Genomic DNA, 26,281 nt, shown 5'->3' with positions numbered 1-26,281 from the left:
GTGATTTTGAACTGTCGAACCCAGGCGGCCCGCAAATCCTCGCCACGTCTAGGTTCTTCCCACATCATCCCGCGTTATCCCGCCGACGGTCCCTGTGCCAATACTCCCACCACACCACACCGGAGCCGGGTTTTTATTTGCTGCGCTAACAGGCTTACTCGCTGCGCGGGCGACGGTCGCTGCTGCCACCGTTGCGCGGGCCGTTGCTGCGACGATCGCCGTAGCCGCCACGGTTGCCACCGTAGCCACCGCCCGGTTTGCGGTCGCCGTAGCCACCACCGTTACCGCGACGCGGGCCGCCTTTGCCGGCCGGACGGCCTTTCGGCGGGCGACGGGTCGGTTCCAGGCCCTGGATGACGGCTTCGGCCAGCTGGCGCTTCAGGTATTGCTCGATACGACGTACGCGGTGGAATTCGCGCGATTCGGCGATGGTGATCGCCACGCCGCTACGGCCGGCACGACCGGTACGGCCAATGCGGTGTACGTAGTCTTCGGCTTGTTTCGGCAGATCGTAGTTCACTACCAGGCCAATGCCCGGTACGTCGATGCCGCGCGCAGCCACGTCGGTTGCCACCAGAATCTTGATGCGGCCACGACGCAGGTCGTTCAGCGTGCGGTTACGCCAGCTTTGCGGCATGTCGCCGTGCAGGCAAGCCGCGCTGTAGCCCATGTCGGACAGCTTGTCGGCGATTTCTTCGGAACCGATCTTGGTGCCGGAGAACACTACGGCTTGGTCGAAGTCGGCTTCTTTCAGGATGGCGTCCAGCAGACGGTTCTTGTGGTTGTTGTCATCGGCGTACAGCAGATGCTCTTCGATGTTGCCGCTTTCTTCCTTGCGCTCGATCTCGATGCGCTGCGGGTCGCGGGTCATGCGTTCGGCCATCTTGCCGACGATACCGTCCAGCGTGGCGGAGAACAGCAGGGTCTGGCGCTCGCTCGGGGTGGCGGCCACGATGGTTTCGATGTCTTCGATGAAGCCCATGTCCAGCATGCGGTCGGCTTCGTCCAGGATCAGCATTTCCAGGCGCGAGAAATCGATACGGCCGGAGCGCATGTGGTCCATCAGGCGGCCCGGGGTGGCCACGATGATGTCTACCGGGCGCGACAGGGCGCGGGTCTGGAAGCCGAAGGAAGCGCCACCTACCAGGGTGACGGTACGCAGCCAGCGCAGCTCTTCACCGTAGATCTGGGCGTTCTTTTCTACCTGCTGGGCCAGTTCGCGGGTCGGGGTCAGTACCAGAACGCGCGGGCCGTTGCCGGCGCCTTTGGAGCGTTCGCTGACGCGGGTCAGGGCCGGCAGCAGGAAGGCAGCGGTTTTGCCGCTACCGGTTTGGGCGGATACGAGCAGGTCGCGACCAGCGATGGCAGCAGGCACGGCTTCGCCTTGTACCGGGGTCGGCGTGTCGTAGCCGGCTTTTTCCAGTGCTTTGGCAATAGCGGGGGCCAGCCCCAGGTCGGAGAACTTCTGCATGAATTGTCCTTTCAGTCCGGCGTGATGCGCCGGTTGTGAGCCCGCTTGGGGTTACAGGTCATCGAACCAACCTGACGAGCGGCGAACAGCGGGTCCTGAACAGAAAGGACATGGCGGAAACGAAGCCAAATAGGGTCAGATGCGATGAGATCGTAGAGGCCCGGGACGCGGGTATTACCCCGGGCAATTTCGTGAAGGGCGCATTCTATTGAAAATAATTCGTTTGCGCAAGGGTTTTTACAGTTCAGCCTGCGCAAGTCGCTGATTTTTCACTGGGCAAGCTGATTGTATGCAAAAAAAAGCCATCAGCTGCCGCTTAGCCAGCTCAGCGTGGCGGCGGTGTCGGCGCCGGGCTTGTATTCGGCCGCCAGCCAGCCGGTATAGCCACTTTTTTCAATAAAATCAAAATATTCCGCCAGTGGCAGTGCGCCGCTGCCGGGCGCGCCACGGCCGGGGCAGTCGGCAAACTGGATGTGGGCGGTGCGCGGCAGGTGGCGCGCCAGCATGGCCGGAATGGACAGATTCATGCGTGCGGCGTGGTAAAGGTCGATTTGCAGTGCAATATCTGCCGCCGGCACCCGCGCCAGCAGCGCGGCTACCTCGTCCGGCGTGCGCAGCAGGAAGCCCGGCATGTCCAAATCGTTGATGGCTTCGCAGCACAGCCGGATGCCGGTGCCGGCGAAGAAATCGGCGGCGCGCAGCAGGTTGGCCGCCAGGGTGGCTTCGCACGCCGCCCGGCTGTAGCCGTCGGCCAGGCGGCCGGGCAGGATGTTCAGCAGCGTGACGCCCAGCGTGCGGGCGTAGTGCAGCGCGGGCGGCAGCGCGGCGGCAAATTCGGCTTGCCGCGCCGGGTGGCAGGCCAGGCCGGGGCCGCCGGCCATCAGGTCGCCGGCAGCCACGTTGATCAGCAGCACCTGCGTGCCGGCGCTGCGTGCGGCGTCGGCCAGCTGCTCGGCCGGGTAGTCGTAAGGGAACTGGATTTCTACTGCCTGGAAACCGGCGTCGGCGGCACGGGCAAAGCGCTCCGGCAGCGGTACTTCGGTGAACAGCAGTGACAGGTTGGCCGCAAAGCGTGGCATGGGTTTACTCCGGCTGGTAATGCAGGATCAGGCTGCTGAGGTCGGCCTGCGCGTGGCCGGCCTGGCAATGGGCGTGCAGTTGCTGCTGCGCCTGGCTGGCCATCGGCAATGGCCGTTGCAGTGCGGCGCCCAGCGCGGTGGCGTTGTTCAGGTCTTTCAGCAGGGTGGCGGCTTTCCACTGCACCGGCTCGAATTGGCGGGTGGCCATGCGCGGCGCCAGAATCTGGAACGGCAGCGAATCGGCAAAGCCGCCGGCCAGTGCCGGGGCCAGCAGGCTGGCGTCTACCCCTGCGGCTTCGGCCAGCTGCACCGTTTCGGCAATCAGTGCCGCGGTGCTGGCCACGATCAGCTGGTTGCACACCTTGGTGACCTGGCCGGCGCCGCAGTCGCCCATGCGGGTGACGCGCTGGCTGAGGTGGGCCAGTAACGGGCGCAGGCGGTCGATATCGTGCGCGTCGCCGCCGGCCATGATCACCAGCTGGCCGCTTTCGGCGCCTTTGACGCCACCGGAAACCGGCGCGTCCACCCAGCGCATGCCGCAGTCTGCGGCCAACTCGGTGGCGTAGCGGCGGGTGGCGTCGGGGGCGATGCTGGAAAAGTCCACTAGTAACTGGCCAGCGTGGCCGTTGGCGGCAATGCCGCCGGCGCCGAATACCACCTCGCCAACGGCAGCAGTGTCGGCCACGCACAGCATGATGATGTCGCTGCGCTGCACCAGGGTGGCGATGCTGTCTGCCGCCACGGCGCCGGCGGCGGCCAGTGCGGCGGTTTTGTCCGGGCTGCGGTTCCAGACGGTAAGCGGGTAGCCGGCCGCCAGCAGGCGGCGGCACAGCGGTTGGCCCATCAGGCCCAGACCGATGAATCCGATACGCGGGGTCATGTGCGTTTTCCGTGCATGAAGTTGCCTTGATGCTAGCGCAGTGCCTTTCGCCTGCGCAGCAAAAAAACGGGCTGGCGCGTAGCCAGCCCCGACAAGGACTCATTGCAACAAGGTCAGGCCGCCGGCAGCATGCCGGCCGCACTCTCGCTTGCGTAGCGGCGCTGTTGAGGAACCACTACGCCGAACAGCTTACCTGCCGCCACCTGGCCTGACAATGCTTGTTGCATGTTCTTGCCCCGTCATCAATGGCAGCGTTGCTTTGCGTTACAATCGCGCCTTTTTGCGAAGGGAGATCGGGGTGAACGATTTGCATAGCGCCCGTTACCAGGCATCGCGCCCGTGGGCCAAGCGCGTCGCCCAGCTGTTTGCCCAGGCGCGCCAGCAGGAAGATGCCTGCACCCAGGCCGCCCAACTGGTTCAACGCGAGCTGGCCCAGCTGGCCAGCCTGTACAGCATCAACGATACCCAGCGTGAAACCGAGTTCGTGCTGGCCGAAGCCTACGGTCTGTTCGTGCGTGACGGTCGCCGCGTCTACGGTTGCGACACCGCGCTGGCCGCCGCCTTGTGCCATACCCGCCCGCTGACGGCGTTGCCGGCGCAGCTGGCGCTGCCGGAAGGCACCTTTCTGCTGAGCCTGCCGGGCGAGCAGGGCGACGCTGCCGCCTACGTGACGCACCGTGCGGCCGACAAGCGCCTGGACATCCTGCTGCTGACGCCGGACTTCGCGCCGGCTGGCGTGCCGTGCCACCAGCGCATGGAAGCGGCGCTGACGCTGGGCGTGCATTATCCGGATAGCGTCAGCGTGCCCGATTCGCCGGCACTGGCCAGCTGGAAGCCTTGGCTGGAAGGTGTGTTTGCCGTGCTGGCGGTGTTGGCCCTGCCCAAGGTGCAGCAGGCGGCGCAGTGGCTGCCGGCGCCAACGCCTGCCGAACAGCAATGGCTGGATAGCGGCAACGCCCGCGACCGCCAGAAAGCGCGGGCCAGCCTGCTGAAGACCGGTGCGCAGGAAGTGCAGCGGCTGCAGTTGCCGGGCCTGGCGCCGCTGCCGGCAGACGGCGTACGCGCGGGTTATTGGCGGACGCAAGCCAGCAAAGATGGTGACAGGCTGGTATGGGTGCCGCCGCGCGCCAATGGCTAAAGGTTGGCCGCAGGTGCAAAAAAACCGCAGCCAAGGCTGCGGTTTTTTCATGCGGCTAAGCGCGGGCTGTGACTTACAGGAACTGCACGATCAGGCTGCGCAGCGTGCTCATCTCGAACGGCTTGTCGCAGATGGCCGATACGCCGGCTTCTTCCACCGCCGCCAGCCGGGTTTCGTCCTGCTCGCCGGACACCATCAGGATGGGCACCGACATTTGCGGGCTGAGTGTGCGCACGTATTCGATCAGTGCTCTGCCGTCCATTTCCGGCATGTTGTAGTCGGTGATGATCAGGTCGTACTGCGTTTCTTGCAGTAGCGGAATGGCCGACATGCCGTTGGCCGCCTCGTCTACGTACATGAAACCCATGCGTTCCAGCACCGTGCGCAGGTAGTGGCGCGAGGTGCTGCTGTCGTCCACCAGCAGGATGCGCTTGGTGTCCAGGTCGTAGTGCTCCAGTTCGGCGCGGGTTTCTTCGGTGTTCAGGTAGTCCAGCGCCGAGCACAGCGCACGGTCCAGCTGGCGGGTGGTAAACGGCTTGGGCAGGATGGCCAGCGCGCCGGCCTGGCGGATGGCGTCCAGCTGCTGGGCGCGGGTTTCGCTGGAAATCAGCACATAGGGCATGTCGCGGATTTCACCGTCGGCGCGCATGGCCATCACCAGCTCGGCGCCGGTCATGTCCGGCAAATACATGGCACTGATGGTGATGTCCGGGCGCGGCAGCTCGCGCATGCGTTCCAGCCCTTGGGCGCCACTTTCCAGCAGGTCGATGTTTTCAATGCCCATCTCGCGCAGGTGGTGCTGGATGATATGGCGCTGTGTTCTGGACGGCTCGATCAGGCAGACCATCAGGTTTTGCAGATCAAACATGCTGTTTTCCTGTTTTGCTTTCCTGCAAGCATAGTCACTGCGCGGCTTTTGGTCTAACCCCGAACGATAAAACGCCGTTTCTATAAGTCTTGCTTGCCGATTTTGCCGGCCTGGCGTTGTTCGTTTGCCGCAGTCTCGTCCAGCCATTGGCAAAAAGCCTGGATGGCGACGTCGCCGGCGGCGGCGCGCGGCGCGATCCAGCAATAGTCGCGCACCGGCACCACCGGCTGCTGCAGCGGTGCCACCAGCTTGTCGCTGTCCAACGCTTGCTGCGCCATCGGCAGCGGCCCCAGCACCACGCCCAGGCCGTCCATGGCCGCCTGCAGCGCCAGCGAAAAGCGGTCGAAGTGCAGCCGGCTGGCCGGTTTCAGCTCCGGCACGCCGGCCAGCGTGAACCAGCGTTGCCACTGCGTTGGCCGCGTGTCGGCGTACAGCAGCGTGTGCTGCGACAGGTCGGCCGGGCTGCGGATGGGCTGGCTGGCCAGCAGCGCCGGGCTGCACAGCGGCAGCTCCCACTCTTCCAGAAATGGCTTGGCGATGTGGCCGGGCCAGTCGCCGGGGCCGCGGCGGATGGCGATATCAAACGGCGTGTCCAGCCGGCTGATGTCGCGGTCGGACGTCACCAAGTGCAGGTCGATATCCGGCCAGCGCTGGCGGAAGGCGGCCAACCTGGGCAGCAGCCAGAACAGCGCAAAGGTGGGGGTGGAGTTGATCGACAGCCGGCGCTGGCGGTCGGGCTGCAACAGCTGGCTGGTGGCGTTGGCGATCAGGTCCAGGCCGTCCTGCACCTGCACCAGATAGCGCCAGCCGGTGTCGGTGAGCTTGACGCGGCCGCCGCTGCGTTCAAACAGCTGCACGCCCAGCCATTCTTCCAGCTGCTTGATCTGCTTGCTCACAGCGCCGTGCGTCACGTGCAGCTCGTTGGCCGCAGATGAGAAGCTTTCCAGCCTTGCCGCAGCTTCAAAAATGCGCAAGCCGTTGAGGGGAGGGTAGGTATTCATGGCTGTGATTTTATCTCACAATCTATGTTTCGATTACTCGTTTGTGATTGCGGCAACAACGGCGTAATCTGTGGCTGTTATTACCGGAGCGGTCACACCGCGCCGTGTGGCTGCTGGCAGGACGCACCCGCTGCCGGCAGACTGATTGCAACCAACCCAAGCAAAAAGGTCCCGTGCCATGCTAGAAGCTTACCGCCAACACGTTGCCGAGCGCGCCGCGCTGGGCATCCCGCCGCTGCCTCTGACTGCCAAACAGGTAGAACAACTGGTAGAACTGCTGAAAAACCCGCCGGCTGGCGAAGAGCAGACCCTGGTCGAGCTGATTACCCACCGCGTACCGCCGGGCGTGGATGACGCTGCCAAGGTAAAAGCGTCGTTCCTGGCTGCTGTGGCCGAAGGCGACGTGGCTTCCCCGCTGGTATCGCGCGAGCTGGCTACCCAACTGCTGGGCACCATGCTGGGCGGCTACAACGTGAAGCCGCTGATCGACCTGCTGGGCGACGACAAAGTCGGCGCCATTGCTGCCGAAGGCCTGAAGAAAACCCTGCTGGTTTTCGATTACTTCAACGACGTGAAAGAGCTGGCCGACAAGGGCAACGCCAACGCCAAGGCCGTGCTGCAAAGCTGGGCCGACGCCGAATGGTTCACCAGCCGCCCTGAAGTAGCCCAGAAAATCACCGTGACCGTATTCAAGGTACCGGGCGAAACCAACACCGACGACCTGTCGCCGGCACCGGACGCCTGGAGCCGCCCGGACATCCCGCTGCACTACCTGGCCATGCTGAAGAACACCCGCCCCGACGCGGCCTTCAAGCCGGAAGAAGACGGCAAGCGCGGCCCGATGCAGTTCATCGAAGACCTGAAGAAAAAAGGCAACCTGGTGGCCTATGTTGGCGACGTGGTGGGTACCGGTTCTTCGCGTAAATCCGCTACCAACTCGGTAGTATGGGCCACCGGCCAGGACATCCCGTTCGTACCGAACAAGCGCTTTGGCGGCGTGACCTTGGGCGGCAAGATCGCCCCGATCTTCTTCAACACCCAGGAAGACTCCGGCTCGCTGCCGATCGAAGTGGACGTGTCCAAGCTGGAAATGGGCGACGTGATCGACATCTACCCGTACGAAGGCAAGATCGAAAAAGACGGCCAGCTGGTAGAAAAATTCAGCCTGAAATCCGACGTGCTGCTGGACGAAGTGCGCGCCGGTGGCCGTATCAACCTGATCATCGGCCGCAGCCTCACCGCCAAGGCGCGTGAAGCCCTGGGCCTGCCGGCTTCCACCGAATTCCGCTTGCCGAAAAACCCGGTAGACAGCGGCAAAGGCTTCTCGCTGGCACAGAAAATGGTTGGCCGCGCCTGTGGCCTGCCGGAAGGCCAGGGCATTCGCCCGGGTACCTACTGCGAGCCGCGCATGACCACCGTGGGTTCGCAAGACACCACCGGCCCGATGACCCGCGACGAACTGAAAGACCTGGCTTGCCTGGGCTTCTCTGCCGACCTGGTCATGCAGTCGTTCTGCCACACCGCCGCCTACCCGAAACCGGTAGACGTGAAGATGCACAAAGAACTGCCGGCCTTCATCTCCACCCGTGGTGGTGTTGCGCTGCGCCCGGGCGACGGCGTAATCCACAGCTGGCTGAACCGCCTGCTGCTGCCGGATACCGTGGGTACCGGTGGTGACTCCCACACCCGCTTCCCGATCGGTATCTCGTTCCCGGCCGGTTCTGGCCTGGTCGCCTTTGCCGCCGCCACCGGCGTGATGCCGCTGGACATGCCGGAATCGGTACTGGTGCGCTTCAAGGGCGAACTGCAGCCGGGCGTCACCCTGCGTGACCTGGTGAACGCCATTCCGCTGTACGCCATCAAGCAAGGCCTGCTGACCGTGGCCAAAGCCGGCAAGAAGAATATCTTCTCCGGCCGCGTGCTGGAAATCGAAGGCCTGCCGGACCTGAAAGTGGAACAAGCCTTCGAGCTGTCCGACGCGTCGGCCGAACGTTCCGCCGCCGGTTGTACCGTGCGCCTGAACAAGGCCCCGATCGTGGAGTACATGAACTCCAACATCACGCTGATGAAGTACATGATCGCCAACGGCTACCAGGATGCCCGCACCCTGGAACGTCGCATCAAGAAGATGGAAGAGTGGATCGCCAACGGCGAACTGCTGCAGCCGGACGCCGATGCCGAATACGCCGCCGTGATCGAAATCGACCTGGCCGACGTGAAAGAGCCGATCGTGGCCTGCCCGAACGACCCGGACGACGTGAAGTTCATGTCCGAAGTGGCCGGCACCCAGATCGACGAAGTGTTCATCGGTTCCTGCATGACCAACATCGGTCACTTCCGTGCCGCTTCCAAGCTGCTGGAAGGCAAGCGCGACCTGCCGGTAAAACTGTGGCTGGCCCCGCCGACAAAGATGGACGCCGAACAGCTGACCAACGAAGGCCACTACGGCGTATTCGGCATGGCCGGTGCCCGCACCGAAATGCCGGGTTGCAGCCTGTGCATGGGTAACCAGGCCCAGGTACGCGAAGGCGCCACCGTGATGTCCACCTCCACCCGTAACTTCCCGAACCGTCTGGGCAAGAACACCAACGTGTTCCTGGGATCCGCCGAACTGGCCGCCATCTGCTCCAAACTGGGCAAGATCCCGACCGTGGAGGAATACCAGGCCAACATCGGCATCATCAACGAGAAGGGCGCCGAGGTGTACCGCTACATGAACTTTGACCAGATCAAAGACTACCAAGAGGTCGCCGAGTCGGTGAACGTGTAAACCAGCTGTCGGCCCACGGGCCGGCCGGTTTTGCCTAGCCACCCCGCCACGGCGGGGTGGCTTTTTTCTGGTTCCCACGCTTCCGTGAAGAACCTTCTTCTTGGTGTTACCGAGCCGGCGGCTTGCCACGCCTATACCCATGCTGGGTTGGCCGCACCGCTTGTGGCAGAATGCCTGCGTATTATCACCACACCCTGCCACGGCAGGGCCATGCCTGAACACACCATGCTAGACGATATCAAGAAAACCCTGTGGGCCGCCGCCGACAAGCTGCGCGCCAATGTGGACGCCGCCGAATACAAGCACATCGTGCTGGGGCTGATTTTCCTCAAATTCGTGTCCGACACCTTCCAGGCGCGGCGCGACGAGCTTACCCGCCGCTTTGCCGACGAAACCGACGACTACTTCCTGCACGACTGCGACGCCGAGCTGCTGGCCGACGAGCTGGAAGAGCGCGACTACTACCGCGAAGTGAACGTGTTCTGGGTGCCCGAAGCCGCCCGCTGGGAAGGCCTGCGCGCCGCCGCCAAGCAAGCCGATATCGGCAAGCGCATCGACGACGCACTGGCCATCATCGAGCAGGAAAACCCGCGCCTGAAAGGCATCCTCGACAAACGCTACGCCCGCGCCCCGCTGCCGGACGGCAAGCTGGGCGAGCTGGTGGACCTGGTCTCCACCATCGGCTTTGGTGAAGACCAATCCATCGCCCGCGACATCCTGGGCCAGGTGTACGAATACTTCCTCGGCCAGTTTGCCAGCGCCGAAGGCAAAAAAGGCGGCCAGTTCTACACCCCACAGTCCATCGTCAACACGCTGGTAGCGGTGCTGGACCCGCACCAGGGCAAGGTGTACGACCCGTGCTGCGGCTCCGGCGGCATGTTCGTGCAGTCGGAAAAATTCATCGAAGCGCACGGCGGCAAATTAGGGGATGTGTCCATCTACGGCCAGGAATCCAACCCCACCACCTGGCGCCTGGCCGCGATGAACCTGGCCATTCGCGGCATCGATTTCAACCTGGGCCGCGAACCGGCCGACACCTTCATCAAGAACCAGCACCCCGACCTGCGCGCCGACTTCATCCTGGCCAACCCGCCGTTCAATATCAGCGACTGGTGGCACGGCAGCCTGGAAGGCGACCCGCGCTGGGTGTACGGCACCCCGCCCGCCGGCAACGCCAACTACGCCTGGCTGCAACACATGCTGTACCACCTCAAGCCCGGCGGCCGCGCCGGCATCGTGCTGGCCAACGGCAGCATGTCTTCCAGCCAGAACAGCGAAGGCGACATCCGCCGCGCCATGGTAGAGGCCGACGTGGTGGAAGTGATGATCGCGCTGCCCGGCCAGCTGTTCTTCAACACCCAGATCCCCGCCTGCCTGTGGTTCCTGGCCAAGGGTAAAACCACGCGCCAGGGCGAAGTGTTGTTTATCGACGCGCGCAAGCTCGGCAGCATGATCAGCCGCGTGCAAGCCGAGCTGGCCGACGACGCCATTGCCCGCATCGCCGCCACCGTGCAAGCGTGGCGCGGCGCTGCTGAAGCAGCCTATGAAGACATCCCCGGCTACTGCCGCAGCGTGGGGCTAGCGGAAATCGCCGAGCACGGTTTTGTGCTGACCCCCGGCCGCTACGTGGGCGCGGAAGCCGTCGAGGACGACGACGAGGCGTTCGAGGAAAAAATGCAGGCGTTGACGCAAAGGTTGGCCGCACAGATGGCCAAGGGCGCAGAGTTGGATGAGTTGATCCGCCAGAAGCTGGGGGGGATTGGGTATGAGTGCTGAGTGGATCTCAACAACGTGGGGAGAAATCGCTAGCCTTGAGTATGGCAAGGCTATTCGCGATTATCAGGATGCCGATGGTACTTATATTGTTTATGGCACGAATGGACCAATTGGCAAACATCACACCCCACTTTGCAATTACCCAAGCGTTATCGTCGGAAGGAAAGGGGCATATCGAGGAATACACTATAGTGCGAAGCCTTTTTTTGTCATTGATACTGCCTTTTATTTAAAACCAAAGGCAAAGCTCAATACAAAATGGGCGTATTACTGCCTACTAACCTATGACATTAATGGCATGGATTCTGGCTCAGCCATTCCATCCACGAGCAGGGATGAATTCTATAAGCTACCCGTTCTTCTCCCTTCCGAAAATGAGTGCAACCAAATTGCTGAATATTTAACAGCATTCGACGACCGCATCGCCCTGCTGCGCGAAACCAACGCCACGCTAGAAGCGATGGCGCAGGCGTTGTTCAAGTCGTGGTTTGTCGATTTCGACCCTGTGCACGCTAACGCCGGCAACCGCGCCGCCACGCTCCCCGCCGAGCTGCAAGCCCTGTTCCCGTCAACTTTCATCGATACCCCCCAAGGGCCGGTGCCGGAGGGGTGGAGCTTTGTAAATTTAGGTGAACTGGTTTGCAATCAAACTACAACCTTCAAATTTTCGGGTGTCGATGAGGTTGTTTTTGTGAATACCGGTGATGTGGCTGAAGGTGTTTTTCTGCACAAGAACTATAGCCCTGTACAAGGGTTGCCAGGGCAAGCTAAAAAAGCCATTCAAAAAGATGACATTTTATTTAGTGAAATACGTCCAAAAAATAAACGCTTTGCTTATGTGAATATTGATCCTAAGGATTATGTGGTCTCGACGAAGTTCATGGTTTTGCGCGCCATTGGCGACATTGCTCCACGATATATCTATCAGATTCTTAAACAAGATGTGACGATTGATTTCTTCAATATGATTGCCGAGTCGCGCTCAGGGACATTCCCACAGATTACATTTGATTCAATTCAAAGCTACCAAGTTTTGAGACCATCGAAAGCTTGTGTCGACCTTTTTATTGATATTGTCCAGCCAATTATTGATCGAATTGATTTGACCTCCGAGCAAGCCCAAACCCTCGCCACTTTGCGCGACACCCTGCTGCCGCGCCTGATCTCCGGCCAGCTACGCCTGCCGGACGCCGAGGCGGCCTTGGCGGAGGCCGGCGTATGATGCCGTTTTTCGTAGGGTGGGTTAGGCGGAACGCCGTAACCCGCCATGCCATGCACCAAGCCAAACCACCATTTGCCCGCGTGGCGCCGGTGGGTGATGCCGCTGTGCGGCTAACCGCCCCTACACATCGCCTGATCGCAGGCACCCTACGCCTGCCGGATGCAGCTGTGGCCTTGGCGGAGGCTGGCGCATGACCCGCACGCCGCGCACAGGACTCACAGCGGCCAATGTTGGCCGCAAAGCTTTCAGCCACGCATCCGCCTTCCTGAGGCTTGCCCTGCTATACGGGTAAGCCTCTGCGAAAAAGACTGATATTACGAACGCAAATATTAAAGCCTGCAACAACCACAGAGGTTGCTTAGCGAAGACCGGGAGTTTATGGATGAGTAAAACGGTAGCGGAACGCGAAGAAATACTCGCCGATTTTGTCAAGGCGTGGCCAGTGTCAAAAATAGAATCACTGACACTTGATCAGTACATAAAGGTTGATGACAAGAGCACTTTGGCGTACTGGCTTGAGTTTGGTCTGGGGAGATTCCTGGGTTCAATCAAGGGTGGTGACTCTTCAAAGTTCGGTATTTATGAGCGAAAGGCCGAGCCCAAAGGCAGCCGATCATTTATTGGCTACGATGAGCGCTACTCTTGGAAGAAAAAGTATGGCGATTCTGCAGTGTCAGCATTTTCAAAGATCAAGGAGTGCATGCTGCACACTATTCGGGCTGCCCAGTGTGGTGAATTGGATGCTGTAGAAAGTATTGATTTTGAACCTGCATTGAAATGGAAGCTGGCTTTCTTGTATCAAAATCATCAGCAGCCATGCGTGCTTCCAATTTATCAATTGAAGATGCTAAAGAAGCTGGGGAGTGATAAGCCCTATGCCACTCATAGTGATGCATATCGTGATTTGATGTCACGCCGTGGCCAAGAGCCTGTCTTGCAATACGGTGAACGACTGTGGAGTAATGTACCGGAGGCAGAAGATGGCAACATTCTTGATGATGAGCGTGATGAACCCCTGGCAAGCGCTGATAGCTCGGGGGCAAGTTTAATGCGCCATGCCTTGAACCAGATCCTTTACGGCCCGCCTGGCACCGGCAAAACCTATGAAACCATTTACGCGGCCTTGCAGATCCTCGACCCGGCTGCGGCGGCCGCCTACAAGCAGGTGGATGGTGATAAAGCCGCCTCATCCGCACAAAGGTTGGCCGCAAGGGAAAAGCTGAAACAACGTTTTGACGAATTGAGCGCAGAACAGCGCGTGCGCTTTGTTACCTTTCACCAGAGCTTCAGCTACGAGGATTTTGTCGAGGGCTTGCGGGCGGAAACAGACGAAACAAGCGGGCAACTCCGTTACGACGTATCGGATGGCGTATTCAAGATTTTATGCCGTGATGCAAAGAGTAAGGCTGAGTTGGTGTCTGTTTTTGACCAGGCGATTGAACGGTTGCAGGAGAAATTGGATGCTGCTAACGGCAGATTGTCACTGAAGACGGTGCGAGGTAAGGCGTTTGAAGTCGCTTACGAGGGGGGGAAAACATTCCGTGTTTTCCCAAACAGTACCGAAGTGGACGACCCTTACTATGTGGCCAGCATGGATAATGTGAGGAAGCTGTTTGCCGGGGAGGCCAAAAAGGGCATGTATAACCCGTCCTACGTTGAAGGTATGCTGCGCTATTTGCAGGCGGAGTGTGGGCTGCCTGCCAAGCCTGAAGTAACTGAGTCTTCCGCCGAAGTGAAGCCCTACGTTTTGATTATCGACGAAATCAACCGTGGCAATATCTCGCGCATTTTCGGCGAGCTGATCACGCTGATCGAACCGTCCAAGCGCGCCGGGGCCGACGAGGCGCTGTCGGTGACGCTGCCGTATTCCAAAGAAACGTTCAGCGTGCCGGCTAACGTTTACATCATCGGCACCATGAACACCGCCGACCGTTCGCTGGCGGGGCTGGACCTGGCTTTGCGCCGCCGCTTCTCATTCACCGAAATGCCGCCGCAGCCCGAGCTGCTGGATCAAGTGGCGGTGGAAGGCGTCAATATCGGCCAGATGTTGCGGGTGATGAACCAGCGCATCACGGTGCTGCTGGACCGCGACCACACCATCGGCCACGCTTATTTCATGCCACTGCAAACCGAGCCAACGCTGGACATGCTGGCGGACATCTTCCGCCAGAAAATCCTGCCTCTGCTGCAGGAGTATTTCTTCGAGGACTGGGAGCGCATCCGTTGGGTGCTGAACGACCAGACCAAGCCGGATAGCGTGGCTTTCATCATCGAGGACAAGTCGCTGGATGTGTCTGGCTTGTTCGCGGGGGTGGCGGACAAGCTGCGCCAGTCGTCGCAGTGGGTGTTGAATGATCAGGCGTTTGATCAGGCGGATGCCTATCGCGGCATTGCGGCCAAGCTTGGTAAGGGTGAGGAATAGCTTGAAGCGTGAGCCGATTGTGGTGCGCGAGTACGCGCGGCTGACCACCAGCCCTTTGCCCACATCATCACTCGATGAAGCGCAGATCAGCCAGACAGCGTTTGACTGGCTGTGCCAGTTGGCCGCCGGGTTCCGGCGCAGCGGCGCGCAGCTGCTGCAGGTGGATGGCCGCCAGTGGCTGCGGCTGGACAGCCACGTGGGCGTGCTGGAAAGCCCGTGCGGGCAGGTGATCGAAATCTTGCCCAAGCATCACGACGACGGCGATTGCAGGCTGTCTTCGCGCCAGCTGCTGTGCAAGCTGATCGCCGGCTCGCTGGACCTGACATCGCGCGAGGTGGACGAGGCCGGTTTGCGGCTGTTCGACACCTCGCTGTCCGAATGGGTGATGCGCCAGTTCTTGCGGGCGCTGGAGCACTTGCTGAAGCGCGGGCTGCGCTTTGATTACCAACGCATCGAAGAAGAGCAACGTTTCTTGCGTGGCCAACTGGATGTGGTGAAGCAGATGCGCCAGCCGCCGGGGCGGCAACATTGCTTCCAGATTCGCCACGATGTGTTTCTGCCGGACCGGCCAGAAAACCGCCTGCTGCAAAGCGCGCTGACGCTGGTGTGCAAAACGGCGCAGGACGCCGATAACTGGCGCCTGGCGCACGAGCTGGCCGGCATGCTGCACGCGCTGCCCGCCAGCCGTGATATTGACGCCGACTTTCGCGCCTGGCGCAACGACAGGTTGATGGCGCATTACCAGCCCATCAAGCCGTGGTGCGAGCTGATTCTGTACCGCCAGATGCCGCAGGCGGTAGCGGGCGACTATCGCGGCATCAGCCTGCTGTTTCCGATGGAAAAGCTGTTTGAGGGCTATGTGGCGCGCTGGCTGCGTGGCCGCTTGTTGCCGGGCGCACGCCTGATTACCCAGCCCAGCCGCCATGCTTTGTGCCAGCACAATGGCGGGCGCCTGTTCCAGCTGGAACCCGATTTGCTGATCGAGCAAGGCAAGCGCCAGTGGGTACTGGATACCAAGTGGAAACGGCTGGATGAAACCGACCGCGATAAAAAGTACCAGCTGAGCCAGGCGGATTTTTACCAGTTGTTTGCCTACGGCCAGCGTTATCTGGGTGGCGAAGGTGACATGGCGCTGATCTACCCGGCGTGGCGCAGGTTTACCGAGCCGTTGCCGGTATTCGAGTTTGACCGGCAGCTAAGGCTGCACGTGCTGCCGTTTGATCTGGACAACGACACCCTGCTGCACCCGGACGGCCCGTATTTGCCTATCCATTTCGATGCACAAGGCATTTGACGGCATGGCTTTACGCTATGATGTTGGTCTTGAATTCAGGAGGAATGAAGCATGCTGCTGTTTCATTGCACCAAAGACGCCACCGATGCCTTGAGCAGCACACGCCAGGGCAAAACGCAGAGCCTGGTAGACAGCACCCCGTTGCCGGCAGACGCGCAGCCGTGGGTGTGGCAGCTGCATGCGGTGAAAATAGCGCGCCACAACGTGCTGGTGGCGATGCAGGCCGACACCCGTTTTGCCATGGTGTTCTGGGGGCTGAAAAAGGGTGATGGCGAAACGCTGCTGCGCCTGTTTTACGAGCGCCTGGCCAACCATGTGCTGTGGTTGGCCGCAGACGCTGCCGCACTGGACGAGGCAGGCAGCCAGGCCATGCTGGAACGCTTGCTGCAACAGCATGCGGGCTTCCGCTTTCACGCCGGTAGCGACCGTAGCGTGCAAACGCATATCAACGACGTGGTGCGCTGTTGCCGCGATGCCGTGGAAGACAACGGCGGCCTGCCGGATAACCGCGAACAAGCCGCCGGGTTTGACGAATTCCTGAATGGCGGCATCCGCAGCGTGAAAGGCGGTGCCTACTTTCAGCCTGCCGAAGCACTGCTGTGCGCGTGCTTGCGGGATTTTGCCGGTATGGCGGAGCCGGATATTGCCAAGGTGCAGGAACGGCTCAAGGCGCTGCGGCGGCAGGAGATGGCGCAGACCTTGTTGCAGCACGCCGAGATAGAGGGGGTGCCAGAGGATGACCCCGCCCATGCGCTGATGCTGCAGCTGCTGGAGCAGGCGCAAGGCAAGGGCCGCTTGCACTAGGCAGACGCTACGCACACTCCCTGCATTAACCATTGAATGCGCCCGTTGCGGGCCACATACCATGACCGAAGATCAACTGGAACAGGAAGCCCTGAGCTGGCTGGTGGAAACCGGCTATCGCCACGTCTATGGCCCGGCAATCGCACCGGAAGGCGAGCACGCCGAGCGTACCGATTACCGCCAGCCGCTGCTGATAGCGCGGCTACGCACCGCCATTGCGCGGCTGAACCCGCTGGTGCCGCTGGTGGCACGCGAGGACGCGCTGGCGCAGGTGATGGACTTGGGTATCCCGTCAACGTTGGCCGCCAACCGGCACTTTCATGGCCTGCTGGTCAACGGTGTGCCGGTGCAATACCAGAAAGACGGCGAGACGCGCGGCGACTTTGTGCGGCTGATCGACTGGGAAAACACCCCCGGCAGCAACGAGTTTCTGGCCATCAACCAGTACACGCTGAAAGGCCCCAAGCATGCGCGGCGGCCGGACATCATCCTGTTTGTGAACGGGCTGCCGCTGGTGCTGCTGGAGCTGAAAAACCCGGCCGATGAACACGCCGACATCTGGAAGGCGTTTGACCAGATCCAGACCTACAAGGCGCAGATACCGGACGTGTTCCAGTACAACGGGGTGCTGGTGATCTCGGACGGCAGCCAGGCACGCATGGGTTCGCTGTCGGCCAATGCCGAACGTTACATGCAGTGGCGCACCATAGACGGCCTGGCGCTCGACCCGCTGGGCCAGTTCAATGAGCTGGAAACCATGATTCGCGGCGTGTTTGCGCCCGAATATCTGCTGGATTACCTGCGCTTTTTTGTGCTGTTCGAGGACGACGCTGCGCTGGTGAAGAAGATCGCCGGCTATCACCAGTTTCATGCCGTGCGTTCGGCTATTGGCCAGGTGGTGGCGGCGTCCCGCGCCGACGTGGCTGGCAGCCGCAAAGGCAAGGGCGGGGTGGTGTGGCACACCCAGGGCAGCGGCAAAAGCATCACCATGACCTGCTTTGCAGCCCGGGTAATGCGCGAGACGGCGATGGAGAACCCCACCATCGTGGTGATCACCGACCGTAACGATCTGGACGGTCAGCTGTTTGGTGTGTTTTCGCTGGCGCAAGACCTACTGCGCGAACAGCCGGTGCAAGTGGAAACGCGGCAGGATCTGCGCGCCAAGCTGGCCGGCCGCCCATCCGGCGGCATTTTGTTTGCCACCATCCAGAAGTTTGCACCGGGGGCAGACGAAGACCGCTTTCCGCTGCTGTCCGACCGTCACAATATCGTGGTAATCGCCGACGAGGCGCACCGCACGCAGTATGGCTTCGAGGCCAAGCTGCGCGAGCGCAAACTGCCGACTGCGGCCAACGTGGTACAAGAAGCCCGTGCACCGTACCTCACCAGCAGCTACCAGGTCGGCTTTGCCCAGCACCTGCGCGATGCGCTGCCCAATGCCACCTTTGTGGCCTTTACCGGCACGCCGGTAGCCAGCGAAGACCGCGATACCCGCGCCGTGTTTGGCGACTACATCCACATCTACGACATGCAACAGGCCAAGGAAGACGGCGCCACCGTGGCCATCTACTACGAGTCGCGATTGGCCAAGCTAAGGCTGAAAGAGGACGCGCTGCCGCAGATTGACGATGAAGTGGACGAACTGGCGGAAGACGAGGAAGAAGACCAGCAATCCAGGCTGAAATCGAAGTGGGCGGCGCTGGAAAAAATCGTCGGTGCCGACCCGCGCATCCAGCAGGTAGCGGCCGACCTGGTGGCGCACTTCGAGCAGCGCCAGCAGGCACAACGCGGCAAAGCCATGGTGGTGGCGATGAGCCGCGAGATTTGCGTGCATCTGTACGATGCCATCCGTGCGTTGCGGCCAGACTGGCACGATGACGACCCGGAAAAGGGCGCCATCAAGATCGTGATGACCGGGTCTAGCAGCGACAAGGCACTGCTGCGCCCGCACGTGTACACCAAGCAAGTGAAAAAACGGCTGGAAAAGCGCTTCAAAGACCCGGCCGACCCCTTGCAGCTGGTGATTGTGCGCGATATGTGGCTTACCGGCTTTGACGCGCCGTGCGTGCATACGCTGTACGTGGACAAGCCGATGAAGGGCCATAACCTGATGCAGGCCATCGCCCGCGTCAACCGTGTGTTCCGCGACAAGCAGGGCGGGCTGGTGGTGGACTACATCGGCATTGCCAACGAACTGAAAGCGGCGCTGAGGGAATACACCGCCAGCAATGGGCGCGGCAAACCGACGGTAGATGCTGCCGAGGCCTGGGCGGTGCTGGAAGAAAAGCTGGATATCCTGCGTGGCCTGTTGCACGGCTTTGACTACAGCGATTTTGCTACCGGCGGGCACAAGCTGTTGGCCGGTGCGGCCAACCATGTATTGGGGCAAAAAGACGGCAAGAAGCGTTTTGCCGATACCGCGTTGCAGATGAGCAAGGCCTTCAGCCTGTGCTGCACGTTGGACGAGGCCAAGGCCGTACGCGAGGAGGTGGCCTTTTTGCAGGCGGTGAAGGTGCTGCTGACCAAGCGCGACATCTCGGACAAGAAACGCAGCGACGAAGAAAAAGAGCTGGCCATTCGCCAGATCATCGGCCAGGCCGTGGTGAGCGACGAGGTGGTGGACATCTTCGACGCCGTGGGCCTGGACAAGCCCAATATCGGTTTGCTGGACGATGACTTCCTGGCCGAAGTGCGTAACCTGCCCGAGAAAAACCTGGCGGTTGAGCTGCTGGAGCGGCTGCTGGAGGGTGAAATCCGCAGCAAGTTTGCCAGCAACGTCATTCAGCAGAAGAAGTTCTCCGACCTGCTGGGCAGCGTGGTAAAGCGCTATCAGAACCGCAGCATCGAAACCGCCCAGGTGATGGAAGAACTGGTCGACATGGCCAAGAAGTTCCGCGAGGCGGCCCGCCGTGGCGAGGCACTGGGGCTGGGCGAGGACGAGGTAAAGTTCTATGACGCGCTGGCTAATAATGAGGCCGCGGTACTGGAGCTGGGCGACGAAACACTGAAGAAAATTGCCCACGAACTGACAGAAAACCTGCGCGCCAATATCAGCGTGGACTGGTCGCAGCGGGAAAGCGTACGCGCCAAGCTGCGCATCATGGTCAAGCGCATCCTGCGCAAATACAAATACCCGCCGGACCAGGCCGAAGACGCCGTGCAGCTCGTGCTGCAGCAGGCCGAAGCGTTGGGCGAGGAGTGGGTGTGAGTAGGCTACGTTGTTGCAGCGGGTGGGGTAGCGGGCCTGCGGCCTAGACCGTCCAGCGCATCTTCCTGCTCAAAGGCTGGCTAGGGAAAAGCGACTGGTCGGCTTCCGGCCCTGCGTGAAAGCCCTGTAAATGTTTGACTGCTGCGCCCGCGAATTGTTGGGTTGGCATCAATCACGCAGTAGTAACGCCAGTTGTAGCTACACTGCCTTGGTGAAGAGTCTGACCTCTGCAGAAAGGGTTGTGTCGTTACACGGTGCTTTGTGGGGAACCATAAAAAAACCCCGCCTTGGCGGGGTGAAAGCGAGTGTCATGCTCAAACGGTAACTGTTATTCGCGGTACGGTCTTTTTAGGTGTTGGGGTTGGAATCTCGTACCCAAGCATGAACAGGGAAGACTCGAACTTACGCAGCGAGTCGGGCTCTTGGCACCAAGGTGCACTTGCGCGTGACAGTGCTTCATTGACGATCCAGCTGGCACGGATTTTCCACTCGGCATGGAAACGGCTGCGGTTGGCAAGCTGCTTGAAGTGCAGCAGTTCGGTGCTAGGGTTGCGGTTCATGGTGGAAGCACCAGGCGCCCACGGGAAGCAAAGCTCCTCAGGCAGCAGGATGCGGCGGCTTTCGCAGAACTGTCTCACCAGATAGCCCATGGCAGCGCCGGTGCGACCGTCGTAGATCATGATCTTGTCCCCTGCGAGGGCATACACTTTGGTAAAGCCGGCGTTCATGCGTAACTCGCCATCAAAGCGTGCCACATCCGGCTCTTCTGATTGCAGGATATCGAGCGCCTGTTTGACCTTGTTTACCAGATGGGTTTGGTTGTAGCGCGCCCAGTCGCGGTTGAGTGTGTACAGCTTGATGACTTTGCCGCCAGATCCCCACAGCAGGATGTCGTCAATGACGCTTACCAGAGCCGGGGCATTGTTGGTGGTTAGTGCTTCGCGCAGGCGTTTGCGCATGTCACTCAGCTGAACCTGATTCTCATCGAAGTAGTTGCCATTCCAGTAAAAGCGGGCGAAAGCCTGTTCCAGAGTGCTGGCAGAAAAATCCCGGTTGTAGTTGGCCGGTAGGATCTTGTCGCGCACTTTGAAGGTGTGATCGCCGAAACTTTCACCGTCCATCCAGCTGGTCAGCTGTCCGATGAAGTCTTGGACAGGCTGGCGCTGAAGATAATCTGTTTTGTTTGTTAAATTCATTCTTCAACAGGACCTTATAGCAAGGGAGCGGTAAGTAATGCTTGTACGTTTGTTCGGCCTGCGTTCTGTGATCGGGGCGAAAGTGCGCGGCTCAATTTATATTTTCTCACATTCAGATCTTTTCACAACCCTTCAAAATGCCATTGGAATTCAAATGGTGATTTTTAATGTCAAATGGAATTGATATTAAACCTATTGGTTTAAAAACATTTACTAATGCTTTTAAGTTGGAGTGTTTTTAGGCAAGAGACAGGGCACTTTTTTTTGCGGATTTTTGTTGCTTTTTGGCAACCCGCAGTACAATCCAGTACTTTCGGCTGTTTTGGAGCGGATCGGGATGAAATTCGAGCACTTGATCAAGATGTTTGACGAACTGTCACCTGCGCCAGCCATCACGCGGCGCCAGCTTTGGCAGGGCCTGGTGTTGCGGGCAGAAGATCCTTGTCGCTTTGACGAGAACATCACTGAAGCAAGAGTGTTGTCGTACGAAAATGGCAGCTTGCGCAGGGAAGTTCGCTTCGGTGAGCTGGTGGTACGCGAGCATGTAGGTTTTGTGCCTGAAAAAAGCGTGATCTACCAGACCGAGCCCAGCAACCAGTACCCCCCCAGCAAATTAGGGATGTTTATCGAAGAGCCGCAGCCGGGTAGTCTGTTCATCCGCTTTGTGTACGAGAACGATTTGCCGGAAGACGTTGTCACAAACGACACCAACGACCCTGCCTACTACGTTCCCTATTTGAAGTCGGCCTACAAGCAGGCGGACTTACTCACGGCTGAACGTATACTGGCGCTGGCACATGAAGGTGTGCTGGGGTCTGATTGACCCGAACTGTTTTTCTTGCATTTGATGAATGGACGCGAGCGAAGATGAATAAGTGGTTTGCAGCTGTGATGTTGGGGCTGGCTTGTACGCAGGCTTTGGCCGGTGCGGGTGAAGATCGCCAGCGCAGTTTCAAGAAGGTATTGCTCAGCTATGAGCCTATTGGTGTCATGTTGCGTGATGGCCCGTTTCGTAAAGACCAGTTTATCAAGCACGCCGATGCTTTGAAGCTGGTTGCACGTGAGCCGTTCAAGCTTTTTGCGCCCGGAACCATTGACGAAGTAAGCCGTGCCAAGCCGGAAATCTGGACGCAGGCGGCCAAGTGGAAGCAAGAGGAGGTCCGTTTCCTGCAAGCGGTTGATGCGTTGCAGGCTGGTGCGCGTAGCGACGATCTGGCTACGGTGAAGAACAAGTACAACGCGATTTCGCAAAGCTGCAAGAGCTGTCACGATGCGTTTCGTGGGCCCAAAAAGTAAAGCCTGACTGCCGATGCAAGAAGACCCGGCTGATTGGCCGGGTCTTTGTTTTTGCTGGCAATGCTAGGGCTCAGTCTTTGCGGAAGCTGTCGTGACAGGTTTTGCAGGTTTTCATGACGGCGCCGAACTGGGGCTTGACGTCGTCCAGACTCTTGGCGTTAGCCGCAGCCTGCTTCAATTTGGCTACTTCGGCCTTGTGGCCATCAATGGCAGCTTTGAACTCGGCTGGCTTGCTCCAGATTTCCGGCTTGGCATCAGTCTTGCCCTTGTCGCTACCTGGCGTAAAGTACTGCCACGGTTGTTGTGCCAGTTCGTCCAGATGAGCAGCCATCTTGGCAAACTCGTCTTTGTTGAATGGGGTTTCGCCCTTGATAACCTTGGACATTGGTCCGACAGTTTTCTTGTATTGCTCGAAGACATCCTTGCGGGCTGTTACCGGGTCTGCTGCCATGGCGGGCGCCATCAGGGCACAGGATAGCAGGGCAAGCATCAGTTTTTTCATCGTTTCACCTCGCTTCATGAAGACACATATTGAACGTTTGCAGCATAGCACAGTATGTCAGCGTGTTTGCTTGCCAAGGTGTTAACGCTTGTGGTTGCTTTTGTTATAAAGTAACATTTGAGAATTCTTAACGTTTGGAGGGTGCCGCATGGATCATGCCGGCTTTATCGAGGCGGCAGACCGCCATTGCCAGCAGCAGGGCGTCAAGCTGACAGCTCTGCGCCGGCAAGTGCTGGAGTTGGTGCTGGGCTATCAGGGGGTGGTAAAAGCCTACCAGGTACTGGCCGATCTGCAGCGCATGCGGGGCATAGCGGCGCCTCCGACCGTTTATCGCGCGCTGGATTTTCTGGTGGCCGCAGGCTTGTTGCACAAGGTGGATGCGCTAAACGGTTACATTGTTTGCCACCATGTTGGCTGCAGTCACGCCGGCCTGATCCTGGTGTGTGCACAGTGCGGCAAGGTAGAAGAGCTCGATGCCACCCCGACGCTTGATGTGTTGCGTCAGCAAGCCGGGCAGGCTGGTTTTGCCATCAGTGCGCAAAACCTGATGTTGACTGGCCATTGTCAGGGGTGCGCAGCATGAAAAAAACGTTGGTCAATGTCATTACCGGCTTTCTGGGCGTGGGGAAAACCACGGCGCTACGCCACATGATTGCCCACCGCCCGCAGGGTGAGAAGTGGGCCATTATCGTCAACGAGTTTGGCGAGATCGGTATCGACGGTGCGGTGCTGGACAACGGCGAGCTGCCGGTGGCCGAGATTGCAGGCGGTTGCCTGTGCTGCGTGGCCGGGCCGCAGATGACGGTGACGGTGGCCAACCTGGTTCGGCGTGAGCGCCCGGACCGGCTGATCATCGAAGCCAGCGGCCTGGCACATGCCGCCGGCTTGATCGACGAGTTACGCGCTGACCCGCTAGGCAAGGCGCTGGAAGTGGGGGCGGTAATGACGTTGGTCGACCCGCGTCAGTTCGTCAATAACGATTACTTCCGTCAGCCGCTGTACCGCGATCAGGTGATGGTGGCCGACGTGCTGCTGGCTACCAAAGGCGACCTGTGTGATGAGGCAACTCTGGCCCAGTACCGAGACAAGGCGGCCGCCCTTTTCCCGCCCAAGTCGTTGGTGGCAGATATCCGTGACGGTGCGGCCAACCCTGCGTGGCTGGACACCGAAGTGGCGGCCAAGCCGCGTTACCGCCCGGCTGTACGCAGCGACGACAAGCCGGGTTGGCAGTCGCACGGCTGGACCTTGCCGGCGGATACCGCGTTTTCCGGTGAGGCGCTAACTGCCTTTTTTGACACCCTTCCGGGCATGGTGCCGGGTCTGGTACGAGCCAAAGGCATTTTTCGCGTGCTGGACACTTGGCTGTGGCTGAACTGGACCGAAGGGCGCTGGGCGGCCAATCAGGTTGCCTGGCGTCGTGATAACCGTTTTGAACTGATTGCCGAGCAGATCGACATTTCCGCCATTGAAGCGGCGCTGCACGCCTGCATTGCCGCCGAATCCTGAGTTTGAATTACTGCATGTCCGAACATCATCACGCTGCGCATAAGCACCATGCGCATTCGCACCCCCATCCACACGGAGCTGGCGAAGACAGCCACCTGCCGCGCTGGCGCTTGCTGGCCATGCCTGCTTGGCAGCGCTTGCTGCTGGCGCTGCTGCCGCTGGCCCTGCTGTGGCTGTTGGTCGCCTGGGCGCTGGGAGGCGGCGCATGATTACGCTGCATAACCTCACAGTGTCTTACCAGCGTCATCCGGCAGTACACCATGTCAGCGGTCGTTTCATCGCCGGCACTGCCACCGCCATCTTTGGGCCAAATGGTGCTGGTAAAAGCACCTTGCTCAAGACCATCATGGGGGCCCTCAAGCCCGATAGCGGTCATGTACAGCTGCACGGCATCAGTCGGCGCGGGCTGGCCTACCTGCCGCAGCAATCCGAAATTGACCGCTCATTGCCGGTGTCGGTGATTGATCTGGTCAGTAGTGGCCATTGGCGCCATAGCGGCCTATTCGGCAGTGTTGGCCGCAAGCAGGACGAAGCCAGCTGGAACGCGCTGGTGGCGGTAGGGCTGGAAGACTTTGCCACCCGTCCTGTATCGGCCCTATCCAGCGGTCAATTTCAGCGCGTATTGTTTGCCCGCATCCTGGTACAGGATGCCCAGCTGATCTTGCTGGACGAGCCGTTCAATGCGGTGGATGCGCGTACCACGCAAGACTTGCTGCAGCTGGTAGATCGGTGGTGCCACGAGGGTCGCACCGTGGTGGCGGTACTGCATGATCAGGCTCAAGTGCACAGCCATTTTCCGCAAACCTTGCTGATGGCGCGTGAAGTGATTGCCTGGGGCGATACCGCCGAGGTGCTTACCGAGTCACGTTTGCGCAAAGCCAGTGAAACCGCTGCGCATTGGTTAGCCAAAGCCCCGCTGTGTGATGTGGATGGGAGGCCGGCGTGAGTACACTTTACGATTTGCTGCTGGCGCCATTTGCCGATTTTGCCTTCATGCGCCGCGCGCTGGCCGGCTGCCTGGCGCTGGCGTTGGGCAGCGCTCCGGTGGGGCTGTTTCTAGTCATGCGCCGCATGAGCCTGATGGGAGACGCCATGAGTCATGCCGTGTTGCCCGGCGCGGCGGTGGGGTACTTGCTGGCCGGTCTTAGCTTGCCTGCCATGAGCTTGGGCGGCTTTGCAGCCGGGGTGCTGGTGGCCATCATGGCGGGTCTGGCCACGCGTTATACAGCGGTAAAAGAAGATGCCAGCTTTGCGGCCTTTTATCTGCTGTCACTGTCGTTGGGGGTGCTGTTGGTTTCCAAGAGCGGCAGTAATGTCGATCTGATGCATCTGTTGTTCGGCTCGGTGCTGGCGGTGGATGACGCGGCGCTTTTGCTGGTGGCCGCCGTCGCCACCGTCACGTTGCTGACCATGGCGCTGGTATACCGACCGCTGTTGCTGGAGAGTCTGGATCCGGTGTTCATGCGTGCCATTGGTGCTCGTGGCGGCGTGTGGCACCTGCTGTTTCTGTTGCTGGTGGTGCTGAACCTGGTGGCAGGCTTCCAGGCGCTGGGGACGTTGATGTCGGTAGGGTTGATGATGCTGCCGGCCATCGCGTCCCGCTTGTGGGCGGTGTCGGTGGGTGGGATGTTGCTGGTGGCGTTTGCTATCGCTGCCTTGTCCGGCATTGGTGGCTTGCTGCTGTCCTATCACTACGAGCTGCCTTCCGGCCCAGCCATTATCCTGCTGGCGGGTCTGGCCTATCTGTTTTCGCTATTGCTGGCACCGCAGGGTGGCCTGTTGCCGCGCCTGGTGCGAGCGCGTCATTTCACCAACTAGGAATCGTTATGCGTAGATTGCTTGCTGCGG

21 protein-coding genes and 1 pseudogene are annotated in these 26,281 nt (G+C 60.2%); 15 read left to right on the top strand and 7 right to left on the bottom strand.

What is annotated here, in order from left to right:
• Positions 1 to 154: 154 nt before the first annotated feature.
• The 3 genes and pseudogenes from ACK4FZ_RS02600 to ACK4FZ_RS02590 all read right to left on the bottom strand — a co-directional run.
• The gene (locus ACK4FZ_RS02600; protein ID WP_144373577.1) at positions 155 to 1,471 is read right to left on the bottom strand and encodes a DEAD/DEAH box helicase; all 1,317 of its coding nucleotides are present in this window, start codon (positions 1,469 to 1,471) and stop codon (positions 155 to 157) included.
• 305 nt (positions 1,472 to 1,776) lie between these two features.
• Complete coding sequence (locus ACK4FZ_RS02595; RefSeq protein WP_409818165.1) at positions 1,777 to 2,550, bottom strand: hydroxypyruvate isomerase family protein; 774 nt, start codon at positions 2,548 to 2,550, stop codon at positions 1,777 to 1,779.
• Between the two features lie 4 nt (positions 2,551 to 2,554).
• Positions 2,555 to 3,448 (bottom strand): annotated as a pseudogene (locus ACK4FZ_RS02590) (NAD(P)-dependent oxidoreductase); the annotation flags it as partial.
• A 280-nt stretch (positions 3,449 to 3,728) separates the two neighbouring features.
• On the opposite strand from ACK4FZ_RS02590, the gene ACK4FZ_RS02585 reads away from it, so the two are divergent.
• Positions 3,729 to 4,568 (top strand): hypothetical protein, encoded by an 840-nt coding sequence (locus tag ACK4FZ_RS02585; RefSeq protein ID WP_409818164.1) that lies wholly within the window; start codon positions 3,729 to 3,731, stop codon positions 4,566 to 4,568.
• 73 nt (positions 4,569 to 4,641) lie between these two features.
• Here ACK4FZ_RS02585 and ACK4FZ_RS02580 read toward each other — a convergent pair whose 3' ends face one another.
• Both ACK4FZ_RS02580 and gcvA read right to left on the bottom strand, forming a co-directional pair.
• Positions 4,642 to 5,436 carry a response regulator gene (locus ACK4FZ_RS02580; RefSeq protein ID WP_144373581.1) on the bottom strand — a complete coding sequence of 265 codons (795 nt, stop codon included), beginning with the start codon at positions 5,434 to 5,436 and terminating at the stop codon, positions 4,642 to 4,644.
• 80 nt (positions 5,437 to 5,516) lie between these two features.
• Positions 5,517 to 6,437, bottom strand: a complete 921-nt coding sequence (gcvA, locus tag ACK4FZ_RS02575) for a transcriptional regulator GcvA (protein WP_409818163.1) — start codon at positions 6,435 to 6,437, stop codon at positions 5,517 to 5,519.
• Positions 6,438 to 6,615: 178 nt separating this feature from the next.
• Between gcvA and acnB the strand changes: the two genes are divergently transcribed.
• From acnB to ACK4FZ_RS02540, 7 genes are all read left to right on the top strand, one after another.
• Positions 6,616 to 9,207 (top strand): bifunctional aconitate hydratase 2/2-methylisocitrate dehydratase, encoded by a 2,592-nt coding sequence (gene acnB, locus ACK4FZ_RS02570; protein WP_409818162.1) that lies wholly within the window; start codon positions 6,616 to 6,618, stop codon positions 9,205 to 9,207.
• Positions 9,208 to 9,417: 210 nt separating this feature from the next.
• Positions 9,418 to 10,983 (top strand): type I restriction-modification system subunit M, encoded by a 1,566-nt coding sequence (locus ACK4FZ_RS02565; protein WP_409818161.1) that lies wholly within the window; start codon positions 9,418 to 9,420, stop codon positions 10,981 to 10,983.
• Positions 10,973 to 12,205, top strand: a complete 1,233-nt coding sequence (locus tag ACK4FZ_RS02560) for a restriction endonuclease subunit S (RefSeq protein ID WP_409818160.1) — start codon at positions 10,973 to 10,975, stop codon at positions 12,203 to 12,205. The genes ACK4FZ_RS02565 and ACK4FZ_RS02560 overlap by 11 nt, the downstream gene beginning before the upstream one ends.
• A gap of 382 nt (positions 12,206 to 12,587) precedes the next feature.
• Positions 12,588 to 14,627: an McrB family protein gene (locus ACK4FZ_RS02555; RefSeq protein WP_409818159.1), complete on the top strand. Its 2,040-nt coding sequence runs from the start codon at positions 12,588 to 12,590 to the stop codon at positions 14,625 to 14,627.
• 1 nt (position 14,628) lies between these two features.
• On the top strand, positions 14,629 to 15,921 hold the full coding sequence (locus tag ACK4FZ_RS02550; RefSeq protein ID WP_409818158.1) for an McrC family protein: 1,293 nt from the start codon (positions 14,629 to 14,631) through the stop codon (positions 15,919 to 15,921).
• 51 nt (positions 15,922 to 15,972) lie between these two features.
• Positions 15,973 to 16,725, top strand: a complete 753-nt coding sequence (locus ACK4FZ_RS02545; protein ID WP_409818157.1) for a DUF6933 domain-containing protein — start codon at positions 15,973 to 15,975, stop codon at positions 16,723 to 16,725.
• Positions 16,726 to 16,786: 61 nt separating this feature from the next.
• Entirely contained in the window at positions 16,787 to 19,933 is a 3,147-nt protein-coding gene (locus tag ACK4FZ_RS02540; RefSeq protein WP_409818156.1) for a type I restriction endonuclease subunit R, read from the top strand.
• Between the two features lie 314 nt (positions 19,934 to 20,247).
• Here ACK4FZ_RS02540 and ACK4FZ_RS02535 read toward each other — a convergent pair whose 3' ends face one another.
• Entirely contained in the window at positions 20,248 to 21,129 is an 882-nt protein-coding gene (locus tag ACK4FZ_RS02535; RefSeq protein WP_409818155.1) for a hypothetical protein, read from the bottom strand.
• A gap of 337 nt (positions 21,130 to 21,466) precedes the next feature.
• Here ACK4FZ_RS02535 and ACK4FZ_RS02530 point away from each other — a divergent pair, with 337 nt between their 5' ends.
• Together ACK4FZ_RS02530 and ACK4FZ_RS02525 are read left to right on the top strand one after the other, a co-directional pair.
• Positions 21,467 to 21,952: an AtaL-like protein gene (locus tag ACK4FZ_RS02530; protein ID WP_409818154.1), complete on the top strand. Its 486-nt coding sequence runs from the start codon at positions 21,467 to 21,469 to the stop codon at positions 21,950 to 21,952.
• 44 nt (positions 21,953 to 21,996) lie between these two features.
• Positions 21,997 to 22,425: a c-type cytochrome gene (locus ACK4FZ_RS02525; protein WP_409818153.1), complete on the top strand. Its 429-nt coding sequence runs from the start codon at positions 21,997 to 21,999 to the stop codon at positions 22,423 to 22,425.
• A gap of 70 nt (positions 22,426 to 22,495) precedes the next feature.
• Here the strand turns inward: ACK4FZ_RS02525 and ACK4FZ_RS02520 are convergent, their stop codons facing one another.
• The gene (locus ACK4FZ_RS02520) at positions 22,496 to 22,927 is read right to left on the bottom strand and encodes a c-type cytochrome (protein WP_409818152.1); all 432 of its coding nucleotides are present in this window, start codon (positions 22,925 to 22,927) and stop codon (positions 22,496 to 22,498) included.
• Positions 22,928 to 23,075: 148 nt separating this feature from the next.
• Between ACK4FZ_RS02520 and ACK4FZ_RS02515 the strand changes: the two genes are divergently transcribed.
• Genes ACK4FZ_RS02515 through ACK4FZ_RS02495 form a run of 5 tightly spaced genes read left to right on the top strand, consistent with a single transcriptional unit; the run spans position 23,076 to position 26,251 of the window.
• Complete coding sequence (locus ACK4FZ_RS02515; RefSeq protein WP_409818151.1) at positions 23,076 to 23,510, top strand: Fur family transcriptional regulator; 435 nt, start codon at positions 23,076 to 23,078, stop codon at positions 23,508 to 23,510.
• Positions 23,498 to 24,433, top strand: a complete 936-nt coding sequence (locus tag ACK4FZ_RS02510) for a CobW family GTP-binding protein (protein ID WP_409818150.1) — start codon at positions 23,498 to 23,500, stop codon at positions 24,431 to 24,433. Before ACK4FZ_RS02515 ends, ACK4FZ_RS02510 begins: the two co-directional genes overlap by 13 nt.
• 14 nt (positions 24,434 to 24,447) lie before the next feature.
• Entirely contained in the window at positions 24,448 to 24,642 is a 195-nt protein-coding gene (locus ACK4FZ_RS02505) for a hypothetical protein (protein WP_409818149.1), read from the top strand.
• Complete coding sequence (locus ACK4FZ_RS02500; RefSeq protein ID WP_409818148.1) at positions 24,639 to 25,379, top strand: metal ABC transporter ATP-binding protein; 741 nt, start codon at positions 24,639 to 24,641, stop codon at positions 25,377 to 25,379. The genes ACK4FZ_RS02505 and ACK4FZ_RS02500 overlap by 4 nt, the downstream gene beginning before the upstream one ends.
• Before the next feature lie 47 nt (positions 25,380 to 25,426).
• Entirely contained in the window at positions 25,427 to 26,251 is an 825-nt protein-coding gene (locus tag ACK4FZ_RS02495; RefSeq protein ID WP_409818175.1) for a metal ABC transporter permease, read from the top strand.
• Positions 26,252 to 26,281: the final 30 nt, after the last annotated feature.

This window comes from Vogesella sp., from assembly GCF_046297735.1.
In the GTDB taxonomy this organism is placed as follows: Bacteria; Pseudomonadota; Gammaproteobacteria; order Burkholderiales; family Chromobacteriaceae; genus Vogesella; species Vogesella urethralis.
This window is presented reverse-complemented; position numbering and strand designations above follow the sequence as displayed.